General features: G+C 59.5%; 12 protein-coding genes and 1 pseudogene. 2 read left to right on the forward strand and 11 right to left on the reverse strand.

What is annotated here, in order from left to right:
• From MMW58_RS14725 to MMW58_RS14765, 9 genes are read right to left on the reverse strand one after another with little or no spacing between them, the layout of a single operon-like run.
• Positions 1-1,755, reverse strand: a complete 1,755-nt coding sequence (locus MMW58_RS14725) for an ABC transporter substrate-binding protein (RefSeq protein ID WP_241721473.1) — start codon at positions 1,753-1,755, stop codon at positions 1-3.
• 20 nt (positions 1,756-1,775) lie between these two features.
• Positions 1,776-2,984 (reverse strand): GNAT family N-acetyltransferase, encoded by a 1,209-nt coding sequence (locus tag MMW58_RS14730; protein ID WP_241721474.1) that lies wholly within the window; start codon positions 2,982-2,984, stop codon positions 1,776-1,778.
• Between the two features lie 10 nt (positions 2,985-2,994).
• A complete protein-coding gene (locus MMW58_RS14735) occupies positions 2,995-4,215 on the reverse strand; it encodes an acyl-CoA dehydrogenase family protein (protein ID WP_241721475.1) in 1,221 nt (406 codons plus the stop codon).
• Between the two features lie 27 nt (positions 4,216-4,242).
• Positions 4,243-5,403 carry an LLM class flavin-dependent oxidoreductase gene (locus MMW58_RS14740; protein ID WP_241721476.1) on the reverse strand — a complete coding sequence of 387 codons (1,161 nt, stop codon included), beginning with the start codon at positions 5,401-5,403 and terminating at the stop codon, positions 4,243-4,245.
• The gene (locus MMW58_RS14745) at positions 5,400-6,806 is read right to left on the reverse strand and encodes an LLM class flavin-dependent oxidoreductase (protein ID WP_241721477.1); all 1,407 of its coding nucleotides are present in this window, start codon (positions 6,804-6,806) and stop codon (positions 5,400-5,402) included. Before MMW58_RS14745 ends, MMW58_RS14740 begins: the two co-directional genes overlap by 4 nt.
• Before the next feature lie 22 nt (positions 6,807-6,828).
• Positions 6,829-8,469 (reverse strand): dipeptide ABC transporter ATP-binding protein, encoded by a 1,641-nt coding sequence (locus tag MMW58_RS14750; protein ID WP_241721478.1) that lies wholly within the window; start codon positions 8,467-8,469, stop codon positions 6,829-6,831.
• Positions 8,470-8,481: 12 nt separating this feature from the next.
• Positions 8,482-9,318: an ABC transporter permease gene (locus MMW58_RS14755; RefSeq protein ID WP_241721479.1), complete on the reverse strand. Its 837-nt coding sequence runs from the start codon at positions 9,316-9,318 to the stop codon at positions 8,482-8,484.
• Positions 9,319-9,320: 2 nt separating this feature from the next.
• Entirely contained in the window at positions 9,321-10,274 is a 954-nt protein-coding gene (locus MMW58_RS14760) for an ABC transporter permease (protein WP_045858055.1), read from the reverse strand.
• Complete coding sequence (locus MMW58_RS14765; protein ID WP_241721480.1) at positions 10,271-11,788, reverse strand: ABC transporter substrate-binding protein; 1,518 nt, start codon at positions 11,786-11,788, stop codon at positions 10,271-10,273. The genes MMW58_RS14760 and MMW58_RS14765 overlap by 4 nt, the downstream gene beginning before the upstream one ends.
• A 337-nt stretch (positions 11,789-12,125) precedes the next feature.
• On the opposite strand from MMW58_RS14765, the gene MMW58_RS14770 reads away from it, so the two are divergent.
• The gene (locus MMW58_RS14770) at positions 12,126-13,484 is read left to right on the forward strand and encodes an LLM class flavin-dependent oxidoreductase (RefSeq protein ID WP_241721481.1); all 1,359 of its coding nucleotides are present in this window, start codon (positions 12,126-12,128) and stop codon (positions 13,482-13,484) included.
• A gap of 217 nt (positions 13,485-13,701) precedes the next feature.
• Here the strand turns inward: MMW58_RS14770 and MMW58_RS14775 are convergent, their stop codons facing one another.
• Entirely contained in the window at positions 13,702-13,878 is a 177-nt protein-coding gene (locus MMW58_RS14775) for a hypothetical protein (protein ID WP_241723792.1), read from the reverse strand.
• Positions 13,879-13,886: 8 nt separating this feature from the next.
• Positions 13,887-14,139, reverse strand: a pseudogene (locus MMW58_RS14780) (helix-turn-helix domain-containing protein); the annotation flags it as partial.
• A gap of 106 nt (positions 14,140-14,245) precedes the next feature.
• Here MMW58_RS14780 and MMW58_RS14785 point away from each other — a divergent pair.
• Complete coding sequence (locus tag MMW58_RS14785) at positions 14,246-15,778, forward strand: IS3 family transposase (RefSeq protein WP_004118819.1); 1,533 nt, start codon at positions 14,246-14,248, stop codon at positions 15,776-15,778.
• The last annotated feature ends 162 nt before the right edge of the window (positions 15,779-15,940 follow it).

Genomic DNA, 15,940 nt, shown 5'->3' on the forward strand with positions numbered 1-15,940 from the left:
TTAAGGCTTCAGCGCAATATTGGTGATATCGGCCTGGGTCGCCAGCGAAGACCACGTCCAGTTTGTGACGCGCTCAGACGTCACCGCAATGCGGCGTTTCTCAAACAGCGGGATCCACGGCAGGTCAGAGGAGACCAGGCGGTCAGCCTCCTGCCAGATAGGGCCTGGGTTGTCCGAGCTGTAGGCCTGCTTCGCTAACTGGTTCAGCTTGTCGTTGCTGTAGCAGATGGCGTAGACGTTGCCGCGCCCGCATGGCGAAGCATCTGAATTCAGCCAGCCTCCGAGCAGCATGCGCGTCGCCGGACCTTGCCAGTCAGGGGAGGTCTGGCCGAGTGCAAGATCCCAGCGGTTTTCCGGGCTTTGTAAATACGACATAAACTGCGGCGGCGGCACCGGGATCAGGTTCAGGCGAATCCCCGAGCGGGCCAGATCTTCTTTGAGGATCACCGCCAGGGTGCTGAACTGGTTATTGGCGCGATAGACCAGATCCAACGTCAGCCCATCCGCCAGTCCGGCCTCTTTCAGCAGCGCTTTGGCTTTTTCCGGGTCGCCTTTACTGTCCGTGGTGGCGTACGGATCGAACGGCTCATGGCCGAGCAGGGTGCTGGTGATAATCTGCCCCAGCGGCAGCGCGGCGATTTTCCCACCCTGCGCCTGCACCAGGTGCGACTTGTTCACCGCGTAGGCCAACGCCTGGCGCACGCGCAGGTCGCGCAGGGCTGTTGCGCCGGCTCTCTTCGCCTGCGGCTGAGCGTTAATGGCGATGAAGTTCGCCGCACCGCTGTTGGCGGCGTGCAGATACGGGCTCTTTTTCAGTAGATACTGACGAACCGCGGCCTGCGGCGGTACGTCAAGGTACAGCGACAGATCCGCATCGCCCGCCTGAATACGCTGCATCACGCTGTCTTCGTTGTTGCCGGTAAAACTCACCTCGATGGCGTCAACCCAGGCTTTACGCGCCGGGTCCTCCGCGTGGTTGTAGTCTTTCACTTTGCTTAATACCAGCTTCTGGCCGCTGGCGTAGCTGGCGACTTCATACGGCCCGCTGGACGGAAAGTTCTTGCGAAACTCCTGTGAGTCCGGGAAGTAGCGCGAAGCGACCTCTTCCGGCAGCGGGGTGACGAAGTTCATCGACAGAATGTTGAGGAAGTCGTAGTTTTTGCTGTCGGAGCGCAGTACCAGCGTTTTGTCGTCTGGCGCGCTGACGCCTGCAATCTCGTGGCCGTCAATGAACGCCTTGCTGGCGGCAAGATCGCCGGTAGCGACCTTACTGAACGCCTGGCAGTAATCGGCAAACCCGGAGAAAGCGAGGTTAAAGTAGTTCACCGCCGCCACCTGCTTGTTGGGATCGCAGAAACGCTTGATAGCGTAGACGAAGTCTTTTGCCACAATGGGCCGCGTCGTCGGCCCGGCGAAGCGAATACCGTCGCGCAGGTGGAAGGTGTAAGTTTTGCCATCGGCGCTGACGTCCCATGATTTTGCCAGATCGCCAACCAGCGTGGTGTCATCCTTCAGGCTGCTGGTCGAGCCGGGGTAGGTGACCAGCTGGCGGGTGACCGCCCGCAGGATCTCCCACGAGTCAACCGAGTAGCCGGTCAGCGGATCGAAGGCGTCAAGATCCGGCTGTAATGAGGCAATCTTCAGCGTGCCACCGGGCTGCGGCGCAGCCTCTTCGGCAAACGCCGGAACCATTGCGCTAGTAATGAAGGCAACAAAAAGGGCCTGGCCCATCAGGGGCCAACGAATGCTGTGCATCAAAAAATCTCCAGAAAAAGTTAGAAGAAAATTCCCGACCAGGGATGTTCATGACAGGCCAGCAAGCGCGTCAAACGCGCGGTGGACTGCGTGTGGTGAGGCTGAATACGGCGTGCGGCCACGAGCTGGTGAGCGGTGTATTCGCCGAGCAGCAGCATGGCAAGCGCATCGATACCCAGCGAGATATCCGCCTGGCCGGCGCTGCGCTGAATGCCGTTAGACGATAGCCGCCAGACGCCGCGGTTTGCCTCAATCAGAGGGTCATCAATCGCCAGCGTGAGCGCCTCGCCGTCGCCAAGGGCTCGGGCGTTAAACGTCCGCTCGACGTTGAGGATTCGCAGCCAGCTTTCGTCGACGCGCCTGACTTGCTGCACCGCGCGGGGATTTGCCAGCAGCAGCGGCAGGGCGTCATCCACCGGGCGGTGCGGCAGTTCGATATAGCGCGCGATATCAAGCTGCAGCAGATAGCCGAACAGCTGCGCGGCTATCTGCGGGTCAGCGGCGTGCAGATCGTCAACCACCAGCGTGCGCTCAGCGCTGTACAACCAGTTGTCGTCGGGCCTGGCGTGATAGCGCACAAAGCCCTGAGGCTCGCCATCCTTGAGCGCCAGCGCCACATAATGGTTCAGGCTGCTGTGCGCCAGACGATGCTGCTGGAGCGCCCACCACTGCGGCCAGCGGGTCAGCGTGCCGGCGTGGCGCTGCGGGTAGCGCGTCACGACGGTTTGTTGCGCCTCCCAGGCGTCGGCGTAAGGCAGCAGGCGAATATCACCTTCGGCGGCGGGCAGCGATGACAGCTCGCGTTTATCAACGCTAAGATCCTGAATAGCCGTGGCGATACCGTAGCCAAAGCGCCCGTAAATGGTGCCCTGCGAAGCGCGCAGCGTGGCGACGGCAACCCCCTGCTGGTAAAGATCGGCCAGCTGTTGGCTGAATAGCGCCCGCAGCACGCCGCGACGGCTGAAGTGGGGCAGGACGCCGACGTGGGTGACGGCGGCATGCGGCACGCGCTGGCCGCCCGGCAGAGTCAGTTCACCGGGGAAACTGTTGCTGGTGCCCGCTAATTGGCCGTCGAACGAAGCGGTATAAACGCGCCCCGGCACCACGTAGCGTTCGGCCCACGCCTCCACCGGCGTGACGCCCCCGGGGAGGCCGAACATCGCCTGGCGAAACAGCGTCGCGGCAGCGAGCAGCTCGGCGGGGTCATAGATAATCCGAATCTCCGGCATCGTCGCTTCCTTAGCGTTTCGGCGGCGAGTAGACGCGCGGCGTCGGCAGCTTGCCGCTCAGCACGTAGTCGCCCACTTCTCGCGTACGATAGGTCACCGGATCGTGCAGCGTGTGGGTACGCACGTTACGCCAGAAAACGTCCAGCCCGTACTGATTGCTGGTGGATCGCCCGCCGGTCAGCTCAAAGATCTCGTTGCTGATTTTTAGCGCCACGTTGTTGGCAATGACCTTGGCCTGGTCGGTTAGCAGCGCCAGTTCGCCCCATTGGGTTTCGGTGAGATCGTCGCCGGCATGGAAGGCATCCTGGAAGGCGTGCGCGGTTTTTTCCGCCAGCGCGATACCGGCGGCGAGATCGGAGGAGAGCTCGCCCGCTTTCAGCCGGTGATACGGGTCTTCCAGCGCACTCTCCACGCCGGACTCCGGCCACGGGCGTACGGTGTCACGGAAATAGGCGGCGGCCTGCTTCAGCGCGCCTTCGGCAATGTCGAGGTAGAAGTGGACAAAAATCAACTGGCTGAACTGGTTGCGCAGGGCGTTGCGCAGCAGCGCGCTCTCCGGCTTCTCCTCCAGCCCTGTGAGGCGATCTTTCTCCTGAAGACGCACGCGGTTGAACTCCAGCGTACCGCTGGCGGTCAGGCGCTGGCCGAGGTTGTCCCAGTCATCGTTAAAGACGATCCCCGGCCGATCGGCGGTAACCTGGTACTGCACCAGCCGATCCTCTATCCATACAGCGATGGTCATTACCTGCGAAACGGCAGCGCCAGTGGCAAAAGTGCGACGCCCGGTGACGTAGAGATCGCTACCGTCCCATTCCAGCTTCAGGCGCGGGTCACGCGGGTTGCTGATGCTCGACTGGAACCAGCCTTCGTTGGCGACGCCGCGGGCGATAAACTCCCACTGCTCGCGGTTGCCGAGAATGTAGCTCCAGACACCGTTGGAGTAGTGGTAGGCGATCAGCTGGCCGATCGAGCCGTCGGCAGCAGAGATAATGCGGCCAATCTCCAGCGCCTGCACCAGATTCGCCCCTCCACCGCCCAGCGACTTCGGCACCGCCAGCTTGAGCAGGCCGCTCTGACGCAGCCAGTCTATCTCTTCAAACGGATGTTTATTGGCGCGATCGCGCTCCAGCAAGGTGGCATAGAGACGGTCCGCGACTTCCTGAGCCACTACTTTCCAGTGGACGAATTCCTGGTGGTTAAGTCCTGCATAAATGTCCTGAGCATGGCTCATAGTTCCTCTCTTAGGGGCGATGTTTTTTTATGGTTGGAGTGGTGAGTGCAGCAGTCCGCTGCGGCGTAGCAGGGCACCTGCGCCCTCGGCAAACCAGTAAGCTTCTTCAAGATGCGGCTGACCGGATAAAATAAAGTGTTCAATGCCCAGCGCGTGGAAGGCCTGGATCTTCTCCGCGACCTGCTGGTGGCTGCCGACGATGGCGGTACCTACGCCGCCGCGCACCAGCGCGTAGCCGCTCCAGATGTTAGGGGCGATCTCCAGCAGACGGACGTTTTCCGGCGTTACCTTCTCGGCCTGAATATCGTCAAGCAGAGCACTCATGCGCTTTTGCCCGACGGATTCGGTGCGCCCCAAAAGCAGCTGGGCGCTTTGAATGCGCTCCGGGGTTATGCCGAGCAGCAGGCGGGCGGCCTCACGCCAGGCCTCTTCTTCGCTGTCGCGGCTGATGACGTGAAAGCGGATGCCGAAGCTCGGCGTACGCCCTTGGGCGGCGGCCAGCGCGCGCACCGTCGCCAGCTGCTGCGCGACCTGTTCAGGCGGTTCGCCCCAGCTAATCCAGGTGTCGGCCTGCGCGGCGGCAACCTGCTGGGCAGCCGGGCTGGAACCGCCGAAGAACACCGGCGGCACTGACCACGGCGAGGGTAGCAGGGTGGCCTGCTCAAGCTGATAGTGCTCGCCGTGAAAATCGAACGGCTGGCCGCTGCTCCTGGCGTGACTAACGCCTTTAAACGCGGCGATAAACTCGCCGCTGCGGGCGTAGCGCTGGTCGTGATCCAGCCGGTCGCCGTAGCGGCGCTGCTCAACCGGATCGCCGCCGGTGACGATATTGATCATCAACCGTCCCTCGGTCAGCCGCTGGAAGCTTGCCGCCTGATGAGCGGCCAGCGTTGGCGAAATAAAACCCGGACGGAAGGCAACGATAAACTTCAGCCGCTCGGTGTGTTGGCTAATAGCCATGGTGCTGAGCCATGCGTCTTCGCACCAGCTGCCGGTCGGTGTCAGTACGCCTTCAAAGCCCAGGCGCTCTGCGCTGCGGGCAATATCGATCAGATAATCGAGGGTGGCGGGGCGGAACTGGCCGCTGATGCCGCTGATGCCGCTGATGTGCTGAGAGTCATCGCCTGCGCCGACGATCCCCCGGCTGTCGCCATTGGTCGGCAGGTACCAGTGCAGATGGATACTCATTGCACCTCCTGAGGATAGCCGTCTGTTAGTTGACGAAAGCGGGTGCCGGGGTGATCGTCGCGCAGCCGCTGCTGCCCGCGACCCTGCAGGCGTTCGCGTAGGGTGAGCGACGTACCGTCCGCCTGACGCATGCGTCCCCGCGCCTGAAGTTCCGGCACCACCCAGCGGACAAAATCTTCGAAACTGCCGGGGCTGATGGCGTAGGCGAGGTTGAAGCCATCAACTCCGGAGGCGTCGGCAAAGGCTTCCAGCTGGTCGGCGACGCTCTGCGGGCTACCCACCAGCGTCGGGTGAATGCCGCCGATGCCGATGTAGTTACTGATATCGCCCACCGTCCACTGGCGCTCGGCGTCAATGCGCGTCAGCCCGGCCAGCGCCGAACGGCTGGCGTTGGTTTCGATATATTTGAGCGGCTCGTCCAGCGACCAGCCGGACCAGTCCACTCCCGTCCAGGCAGAGAACAGCGCCAGCGCCGCTTCCTGACTGGTGTAGTTGAGGTAGTCCTGGAATTTGGCGTGTGCCCTGGCATCGTCCTCATCGACCACCACGCTGATGGCGGTGATAAAGCGAATTGCCTCGGCGCCGCGCCCCTGTTCATGCGCCAGCGTGCGAATTTTGTCGATATTCTGCGCGATCGACTGCGGCGTGGTGCCGCCGAGGAACACGACTTCGGCATTCTGTGCGGCAAACAGACGACCCCGGTCAGAGGTGCCTGCCTGGAACAGCACCGGCGTTCGCTGGGGGCTGGGTTCAGAGAGGTGCGCGTCCGGCACGGTAAACCAGCGCCCCTGATGGCGGATCGGGTGGACTTTGGCGGGGTCGGTATAGACGCCCGCCTCGCGGTCACGGCGTACCGCATCGTCTTCCCACGAGCCTTCCCACAGCTTGTAGGTCACCTCAAGGAACTCCTGCGCACGCTCGTAGCGTTCGTCGTGGTCCATCTGTTTTTCCAGCCCGAGGTTACGCGCGGCGGACTCCAGCACCGACGTCACGATGTTCCACGCCACTCGCCCCTTGGTCAGGTGGTCGAGCGTGGTGAACTTGCGCGCCAGCAGATACGGATGCTCGTAGGTGGTTGAAACGGTGATGCCAAACCCCAACTGTCGGGTGGCGGCGGCCATCGCCGAGACCAGCAGCAGCGGATCGTTGACCGGCGACTGCGCGGCGGTACGCAGCGCGGCATCGGGTTTGCCCTGGTAGACGTCTATCTGCCCCAGCGCGTCGGCGATAAACATAGCGTCAAAACCGGCCTCATCGAGCAGGCGCGCAATGTGCAGCCAGTAGTCGAGAGTCGTGTATTCGCTGGCTCGGTCATCGGGGTGCCGCCACAGTCCGGCGGAGACATGGCCGACGACGTTCATCATAAAGCCGTTGAATAACAGCTGTTTTTTTGCGGTTGTCATGGTGCGTCCTTATAAAAATGGGTCAGGCAAAACGTTTTAACGCCGCGTCCGTCGCGCCCGTTGGCAGCAGGTAGCTGGCGGCCAGCAGCTGCCGGGTGATCGGATGACGATCCGCGGCGTACAGCGCGTGGCGCGGGAAGTCGTCCACGATCTGGCCGCGGGCCATCACCACAATGCGCTGGCAAAACTGCGCGACCAGGGCCAGGTTGTGACTGATAAACAGGCAGGTCAGGGCGTGCTGGCGATGCATACGAGTGAGCAGCGCCATTACCTGCGCCTGTACCGTGAGATCCAGCGCGGAGGTGGGTTCGTCGAGCAGCAGGAAGCGGGGATTCACCGCCAGGGCGCGGGCGATATTGGCGCGCTGGCGCTGACCGCCGGAGAGCTGGTGCGGATAGCGCTGCAGCAGAGCGACGTCCAGCCCAACTTCGCTAAACAGGGACCTGGCGCGCGCTACCGCCTGCGGGCGCTGTGCGACCGTGCCAAGACGGAACTGCGGGCGAACCAGCTGCTCTTCCAGCGTCAGACGCGGGTTGAATGAGGCCAGGCTGTCCTGAAAGACGCACTGAAGCTGACAACGCAGAGTAGTGATGCTGTCTTTATCCTTGTTGCTCACCAGCTCGCCGGCAAAGCGCATTTCGCCGCGATCGCCTGGGATCAGCTGCGCCAGCAGCCGCGCCAGGGTGGATTTTCCGGACCCGGACTTGCCGATAATGCCGACAATTTCGCCGCGCTGAACGGTCAGGCTGACGTCGTTAACCGCCGTAACGGCCACCTTTTTCGGCCACCAGCCCTGCGTCTCCCGGCGCCAGAAATCTTTTCCCAATCCGCGGGTTTGCAGCAGCGGCCCGTCTTCGTCGTGGTATTCGGCCACCGGCGTGGTGTTCGGCCACGGTACCGCCGCCAGCAGCGATTGGGTATACGGGTGCTGCGGCGCGGCGATAAGGTCAGCCGTTGACCCCTGCTCAACGATGCGCCCGTGCTGCATAACTGCGACGCGGTCGCTTAACGCGGCCACCACGCCGAAATCGTGAGTAATGATCAGCAGCGCCATCTGCTGCTGCTGGCACAGCTCTTTGAGCAACTGGAGCACCTCGCGCTGCACGGTGGCGTCCAGCGCGGTGGTGGGCTCATCGGCAATCAGCAGCCGCGGGCGGCACATGGCGGCGAGGGCAATCAGGATGCGCTGGCGCATACCGCCGGAAAGCTGGTGCGGATAGAGCGCCATGACCTGCTCCGGCTGACGGATTTTCATCCGGGTAAGCCACGTCAGCGCCTCATCACGCAGAGCGCGCCGCCCCAGCGCCGGATGCAGGCGGCGCAGATTGAGCTGCAGCTGCTTGCCCACTCGCCATGACGGGTCGAGCGTGGAAAGCGAGTTCTGAAACACCATCGCAATATCGTGTCCGCGCAGACGATTAAGCCGCGCGGTGGATTGGTGCAACAAGGGCTGGCCGTCAAAAGCGATGCTGCCGTTGACCGTCGCCTGGCCCGCAGGCAGCAGGCCGAGAATGGCGGCGGCGGTGACGCTTTTTCCGGAACCGGATTCGCCCGCAAGCGCCAGCACTTCTCCGGGAGCAACGGTCAGGGAGACATCGTCCACCGCCTGCACGTTCTGGCGGTGAAAAAGCACGTTAAGGTGGGCAATCTGCAGCAGGCTCATGGTTGCCGCTCCTTATTGGTAAGGGTCAAGGAGATCGCGCAAGCCGTCCCCCAGCCAGTTAAAAGCCAACGACAGCAGCACGATCGCCAGGGCTGGAGCGGTAGCGACGTGCGGCGCACCGAGGATCATCATCTGCGCGCCTTCGCCAACCATGCGTCCCCAGTCCGCCTGCGGTGGCTGTACGCCGAGGCCGAGGAAGCTGAGGCCGGCCAGAAATACCACCATGCCGCCGAGCAACGAGGTGGTGTAAACCAGCAGCGGCGTCGCCACGTTGGGCAGGATTTCACGGAACAGAATGTCGACGGTCGACGCCCCCTGGGCGCGTAGCGCCTCGACGTACTCTTTCGCCGCCTCGGCGCGAGTATCCCGATAGACCACGCGGGTGAGGTAGGGAATGACGCTGCAAATCAGGGTGATGATGAGCGTCGGATAGCCGCTGCCCAGCACCGCTGAGAGGCCGATGGCCAACAGCACCATCGGGAAGGCGAACAGCATGTCCATACTGCGCATAATCAGTTCGGAAAAGGCCGAGGCGCGAAAACCTGCCAGCATGCCGAGCGCGAGGCTAATCGGCGCGGCGAAGATAATCGGCAGCACCGAAGCCGTAAGCAGGCTACGCCCGCCCCAGATGATTCGGCTCAGTACGTCGCGCCCCTGATTATCCAGGCCGAGTAAATGACCCGGCGTTCCCGGCGGCGCCAGGCGCAGGCCGTCAAACGAAGCGAGCGGGTCGTATGGCGAAAGCCACGGAGCCAGCAGAGAGACCAGCAGCGCGGTGAGCAAAATAAACAGGCCGAACAGTGCCAGCCCGTGTCGGGAGAGCCGGCGCAGGAACAGGGTCGTGGTCATGATTAGCGGGCTCCCTGGTGGCGCGGGTCGAGCCAATCCTGCAGGATGTCGCTGAGCAGATTGACGGCGAGGAAGCAAGCGGCAATCAGCATCACCCCGGTCTGAATGGTGGGGTAGTCCTGGCCAGCCGCGGCGTTGTACAGCTGGGTGCCAATGCCGGGCCAGGCGAAAATTTTCTCGATAAAAATGACGCCGCTCAGCAGGTAGCCGATTTGCAGCCCGGTAATGCTGACAATTGGCGCCAGAAGATTGCGTCCGAGGTGCCGCCATAGCAGCAGCGCGGTGGGATAGCCTAGCGCACGGTAGGTGCGGATGTAGTCGGCATTCATAATGCCAATTACGCTGTTACGCACCTGACGAGCGAGGATCAGCATTGAGATCAGCGCCGTCGAAAGCGCCGGTAAAAACAGATGGTGCAGAAGATCGCCGAGTCCGCGATCGCCGCGCATGTCGTACATGCCGGAGACCGGAAACCAGCGCAGCTTGACGGCAAACAGCCAGATGAAAAACACCGCCAGCCAAAAGATGGGGACGTTGTGGCCGAGCTGCACCAACAGCATCACCAGACGGTCACGCCGGGTGTTCTGCCACAGGCCGCACGCCACGCCGACCGCCACGCCGGGGATCAGGCACATCAGCACCGCGGCGCCGGTAAGGATGGCGGTATTGGCGAAGGCGCTACTCAGTACCTCTACCACCGGCGCGCGCAGGGTCAGCGAAGTTCCCCAGTCACCGCTGAACAGATTTTTCAGCCACAGCAGGTACTGGACCGCCGCCGGTTTATCCAGCCCGTAGACGTGACGGATCTGCTCGATAGCTTCGGCGGAGAGCTGGCCGGCCAGCGCGTTGGCGATCGGGTCGCCGGGTACCAGCTTAGCAATCAGGAACACCAGCAGCGAGATCAGAAACAGCAGCGGGACGGCCTGCGCCAGCCGAAGCAGTACGATGCGTATCATGATTTCAGCCACACGCGGGTCAGGTCGTAGAAGTTCTGCGCCGGTACGTTAAAGCCCTGGACGGCAGGCGATGTGGTAAACACGCGGTTCAGCTCCAGCAGCGGGACGAACGCCGCCTGCTGCTGGAACTGCTGGTTGACCTGGTGCCACAGGGTCAACGCTTTCTGACGGTCGATGGTGACGCTGGCCTCGGCAATCAGCGGCGCGACGCCGGTAATCACCTTTTCGCCTTTGCCCCGCGAAACCACGTAGTTTTTCCACGCCACGTTCAGCCACTGCGGGCTAATCAGCCCCCACTCCATGGTGAACAGCCCGGTATCATCGGCGAGGTTGGCCAGATGCGAGCTGTAGGTGATCCACTCCTGCGACACGACCTTCACGGTAATGCCGACCTTGCTGAGATCGCGCTGGATCCACTCGATAACCGGCTGGTTCTGGTCGTAAGTGATGATGGTGAAGCTCACTTCGCCGGGCTGGTAGCCCGCATCGGCCAGCAGCTTTTTCGCCCCTTCCGGGTCGTAGGCATAGTCTTTCTGCTCGGCCAGAAAAGCTTCATTAGAACGGTTGAGTATGCTGTAGCTCGCCACCGCGTGGCCGTTGAGCAGCGATTTCACCAGCTCTTCGCGGTTGATGGCCTTAATCACCGCCTGACGGACCGCCAGCTGGCTGGTATATTTATTGGCAAAGTTCCAGCCGAGGAACAGCTGGTTGGCCTCTGTGCTGTCGTGCACCGTATAGCCGCTTTGTGAGAGCAGATCTACCGCGTCGGTCGGGGTACGTGACAGGATATCCACCTGGCCCGATTGCAGCGCGCTGACGCCAGTGCTGCCGTCGAGAATTGGACGGAAGATCAGCCTTTCCATATACGGCTTTTTGCCCCACCAGTCGTCGTTGCGAACCAGCTCGGTGCGGTCGTTGCGTACCCGCAGCACAAAGCGGTACGGGCCGGTGCCGGTAGGGTGCTCCGCCAGCCCGTCCTGACCCCATTTTTTCAGCGCCTCCGGGCTGAAAATACCGGAAACCCAGTTGCCCTGCGGCAAGAAACGCAGGAAATCAGGGAAAGGCTGGTTGAAGGTGTAGCGGACGGTAAGCGGATCAACGACCTCAATTGCTTTCAGATCGTGATAGACCTGAGCCATGGTGGCCTGTGAGCGGGCGTCATAGTATTCAAACTGTGGGTCGGTATAACGGCGCACGTTAAAACGCACCGCTTCGGCGTCAAACGACGTGCCGTCATGGAACTTGACCCCTTCGCGGAGATGGAAGGTAAAGACGGTTGCATCATCATTGATTTCCCAGCGGGTCGCCAGTCCGGGGACGATCGGCGGGGTGCCCTGCGCCGCGGGTACGGAGAGATCTTCTGCGACCAACGACTCATAAATATGTTTATCAACCCGGTAGGTTTCATAAGAATACTGTCGGTTAGGATCGTAAATCGTCGGTTCCAGAGCCTGACCAATAATTAATATTTTGCCATAACGAGATTTCTCAGCGCTATCCTCAGCAAAGGACAAACCGGGCAGCCCTAATCCCATTAATAATGTGGTGGATATAGCCGTAAGCTGTAATAGCTTACGACGAGATAATAATATCCCGGATGGAAAGTTATTGTTTTTCATGGCGATGTCCAATTTTTGAATGCAGGTCTTTGTAATATTTGCCTGAATTTTATGTCTTTCCATCAGGTCTGAAGGCGATGTTAGCACTGGAAAAAAAAGAGCATAAATGCGCATTTGTGATTTTATATTCTATTTTTTAATTTGCGGTTTTCGACTTTGGTTTGCCGGATTTAATAATTGTCGATAAGAATGGTTTTATTTATTGTCAGTTCTTTTTATTTCGGTAAATGACATGCGCAATAACATTATTCTCAGCGGGTTTACGATGGCGGCAGTTTCACACATTAACTACGGCATGTGGCGCGACCCGCAGGACCAAAGCCATCGTTATACCGATATTGAGTACTGGGTAGGTCTGGCGAAGCTGCTGGAAGAGAACGATTTTGACTGCCTGTTTATTGCCGATGCGCTGGGGCTGATTGACAGCTGGCAGGGCAGCCCTGCGGCCTCACTTAAGCAAGGCATCCAGTCTCCGCTTATCGATCCGCTGCTGCTGGTCTCCGCCATGGCGGCACAGACAAAGCGGCTGGGGTTCGGTATCACCGTCTCCACTACCTATGAGCAGCCTTACCTGCTGGCGCGAAAATTTACCACTCTCGATCACCTGACCAATGGGCGTATTGCCTGGAACGTCGTGACCTCACAGTTGGAGAGCGCGGCGCGCAATCTCGGACTGGAAAAGCAGATCGATCATGACGAACGCTACGAGCGTGCCGACGAGTTTCTGACAGTTAGCTACAAATTGTGGCAGCACTCCTGGGAGCGGGCGGCGCTGAAGCGTGATAAGACGGAGGGTCTTTATACCGACCCCGCCAAAGTCCACCCGATCCGCCATCAGGGGCGCTGGTTTACCGTACCGGACGCGCACCTCTCTGAACCCAGCCCGCAGCGGACGCCGGTCATTTTTCAGGCCGGGGGCTCGCCACGCGGCATTGATTTTGCTGCTCGTCATGCGGAGGTGGTGTTTGTCGCCGGGCTGGACGCCAGCGGCGTCCGTCGACAGGTCACGGCCATTAAGTCGCGGGCGGCGGAGTTTGGCCGCTCGCCGGGGGCAATTAAGTTTATCAGCGCGGTAACGGTCATTACCGCAGAGACCGAACGTGAAGCGCAGCAGCGCTATTCAGAACGACGCGCGCGCTATGATTTACAGGGCGCGTTGATCCATTATGGCGCCAGCACCGGCGTCGATCTTTCCGGCCATTCGCTGGATGCGCCGCTGGCATGGCAGCAGACCAACTCTAACCGCTCGCTGCTGAAAATGGTCGCCGGCGAGGATGGACAACCGAGCCGCACGCTGCGCGAAGTATTTCATCCTGAGCAGGGGCTAGGGCGGCAGAAGACCTTTGTCGGCAGCGGTGCCAGCGTTGCCGGGCAGTTGGCGCAGTGGCTGCAAGAGAGCGATACCGATGGCATTAATCTTGCACAGTGGCTTTCTCCAGGCTGTTTTGAGGATTTTGCCCGCTGGGTGATCCCGGAGCTGAAACAGCGCGGCCTGTTAGGGAACCCGACTGAGACACCGACGCTGCGTCAGCGGCTATTCCCCGAAGGCGGTGCCGAGCCTGCTGCCGATCATCCGTCGCAGCAAAATTAATACACGGAACGACTCGTTCTCCCAGGCAGTCGTAAGCGATAAAGGGCAGGGAAGTACCGTTGGCCCGGAGCTCGATAGTGCCATCGCGAGCCCGTCCATGAAGATTTTTAGTTTATTAAGATGTTTTCTGTACTGTGGGCTTTATGCTCATACCAGATGATGGTCGTATTTTCTAAACTGGTTATTCATGCCAAGCGGCCCAGAATAACGATAACGCTTAAGCAGACGGCTGCAATGGCGCGAGCATTTCAGCTGCCTGGCCAGGACGCAGGTTGCGATCGATTACATCCTGAAGAATTTTGAGGCGGTTGATTTCTTTCGCGGTGAACATCCCGGCGTCATGTATAGCCACAGAAAACTCCTCATCAGGAAAAGTGAGTTGTTGACCAGGCATACAGGTTCGCGGATGATGCGCAGCGCACGCTCAGCGAGACCAGGCATCAACTGTCGGTTACCAGGCTGACCACGTCGGCGGTTAACCAGCGATAGCGGTCCATGTTCGATAGCGCTCGAGTAGCCGGCGGCAGTGCCTGTCAGAGATCTCAAGTCGGGTTGCTGCAAGACGCGTGGTAAGACGCCGGTCGATAACGTCCTGCAGGATCCTGAGTCGGTTTACATCGTTCATCGAGAAAAACTCCGTTCCGTATGCCGCCATAAGTCTCATCCTTTGAAAGCAGCGATCGCGGTGGCGAGACTGTAGAGAGCGGATATTTGGTCAGAGGGGAGTGCGGACGAATTCCTGGACCTTCAGGGGTTAATTTATGCATTCATACGAGGACCGGATCCGGGCCGTCGAACTCTATTACCGGTACGGAAAGAAAGCCTCCGTTGTCGTCATGGAGCTGGGATATCCTTCCACAAAACAGCTGGGCCGTTGGGTTCGGATTTATGAAGAGAAGGGCGATTTACCCAGGGAATTAAAGCCAAGAGAACGCTATTCACGGACACAGAAAATTGCTGCTGTTGAGCATTATCTTACTCACGGTGGTTGCCTGTCGTACACTCGCCGAGCCATCGGCTACCCCAGTAACGAAATTCTAAAGCGCTGGATTGAAGAGTTTTACCCAAATGCGCGTCCCCTGGTCATTCGCTCAGGCACAAACAAATGCTTCAGCCCGGAAGAGAGGTCTCAGGCCGTCCGGGAGCTCTGTAACCGACGTGGAACCGCGCGTAAAGTTGCACAAAGCATAGGCGTCAGCGTCCCGGTCCTGTACAAATGGAAGAAAGACCTTATCAGTGACGAGGCTTATCAATCCATGCGCAAACGAAAGGCAGCCCCTCAAGATAAAAATCAGGATGCTTTACTCGGTGAAATCCAGCGACTCAGGCAGCAGGTTCATCAGCTGCAGCTCGAACGTGACATACTGACAAAGGCGAATGAACTGATAAAAAAAGATCTGGGCATCAGCTTTCTGACACTGAAAAACAGGGAGAAAACCCTGATAGTTGATGCCCTTAAGAAAAAGTACCCCGTTGCTGAGTTGCTAAGCGTTCTGCAACTTGCCCGCAGCTGTTATTTTTACCACAAAGCCAGCAAACGTCTGTGCGATAAGTATGCGGAAATACGCGTGATCATGGCCGATATCTTTGAGGAGAATTACCGCTGTTACGGCTACCGGCGCCTTCACGCGATGCTTCGCGGTAACAACAGGGTTATTTCTGAAAAGGTTGTCCGCAGACTGATGGCAGAAGAGCAGCTCGTTGTTAAGCGCACCAGGCGACGACGATACAACTCTTACTGTGGCGAAATCGGCCCGGCACCGGAAAATTTACTCGCCCGGGATTTTAGTTCCTGCAGGCCAAATGAGAAGTGGCTGACCGATATTACGGAGTTCCAGCTTCCGGCTGGAAAAGTCTATCTGTCGCCGGTTATCGACTGCTTTGATGGCCAGGTTGTAAGCTGGTCGATAGGAACACGCCCGGACGCGACGCTGGTGAATACGATGCTCGATGAAGCACTCGATACGCTCAACGAACATGATAAACCGGTAATACACAGCGATCGTGGTGGCCATTACCGGTGGCCGGGCTGGCTCGATCGTATCAACACATCCGGACTTATAAGGTCCATGTCGCGCAAAGGATGCTCGTCGGATAATGCTGCGTGTGAAGGCTTCTTCGGGCGTATCAAAAACGAAATGTTCTATGGCAGAAACTGGACTGGTATCACGCTGGAAAAATTTATCTGCTTCCTGGACAGGTACATACGCTGGTATAACGAGAAACGTATCAAGCTATCATTAGGTGCAATGAGTCCGGTGAAGTACCGGCAGCATCTTGGGATCACAACATAACAGTCCAGGAAAACATCCGCAGCCCCGAGACGGATATCTCAATTTAGCTGTCATACCTTTGGTACGCATAATGTATATTATGTTAAATACTATTCATGGGTCCATTACTTCATGGTTCGCTCATGCGGCCACAGAAATCAGCATGTTGTTAACTTTGAGATA

Source organism: Klebsiella sp. HC6 (genome assembly GCF_022605325.1).
Lineage (GTDB): Bacteria > Pseudomonadota > Gammaproteobacteria > Enterobacterales > Enterobacteriaceae > Klebsiella > Klebsiella terrigena.

Coding starts and splice junctions, on each gene's coding strand:
- MMW58_RS14725 (WP_241721473.1), bottom strand. CDS start 1,755: ATGCACAGCATTCGTTGGCCCCTGATGGGCCAGGCCCTTTTTGTTGCC.
- MMW58_RS14730 (WP_241721474.1), bottom strand. CDS start 2,984: ATGCCGGAGATTCGGATTATCTATGACCCCGCCGAGCTGCTCGCTGCC.
- MMW58_RS14735 (WP_241721475.1), bottom strand. CDS start 4,215: ATGAGCCATGCTCAGGACATTTATGCAGGACTTAACCACCAGGAATTC.
- MMW58_RS14740 (WP_241721476.1), bottom strand. CDS start 5,403: ATGAGTATCCATCTGCACTGGTACCTGCCGACCAATGGCGACAGCCGG.
- MMW58_RS14745 (WP_241721477.1), bottom strand. CDS start 6,806: ATGACAACCGCAAAAAAACAGCTGTTATTCAACGGCTTTATGATGAAC.
- MMW58_RS14750 (WP_241721478.1), bottom strand. CDS start 8,469: ATGAGCCTGCTGCAGATTGCCCACCTTAACGTGCTTTTTCACCGCCAG.
- MMW58_RS14755 (WP_241721479.1), bottom strand. CDS start 9,318: ATGACCACGACCCTGTTCCTGCGCCGGCTCTCCCGACACGGGCTGGCA.
- MMW58_RS14760 (WP_045858055.1), bottom strand. CDS start 10,274: ATGATACGCATCGTACTGCTTCGGCTGGCGCAGGCCGTCCCGCTGCTG.
- MMW58_RS14770 (WP_241721481.1), top strand. CDS start 12,126: ATGCGCAATAACATTATTCTCAGCGGGTTTACGATGGCGGCAGTTTCA.
- MMW58_RS14775 (WP_241723792.1), bottom strand. CDS start 13,878: ATGCCTGGTCAACAACTCACTTTTCCTGATGAGGAGTTTTCTGTGGCT.
- MMW58_RS14785 (WP_004118819.1), top strand. CDS start 14,246: ATGCATTCATACGAGGACCGGATCCGGGCCGTCGAACTCTATTACCGG.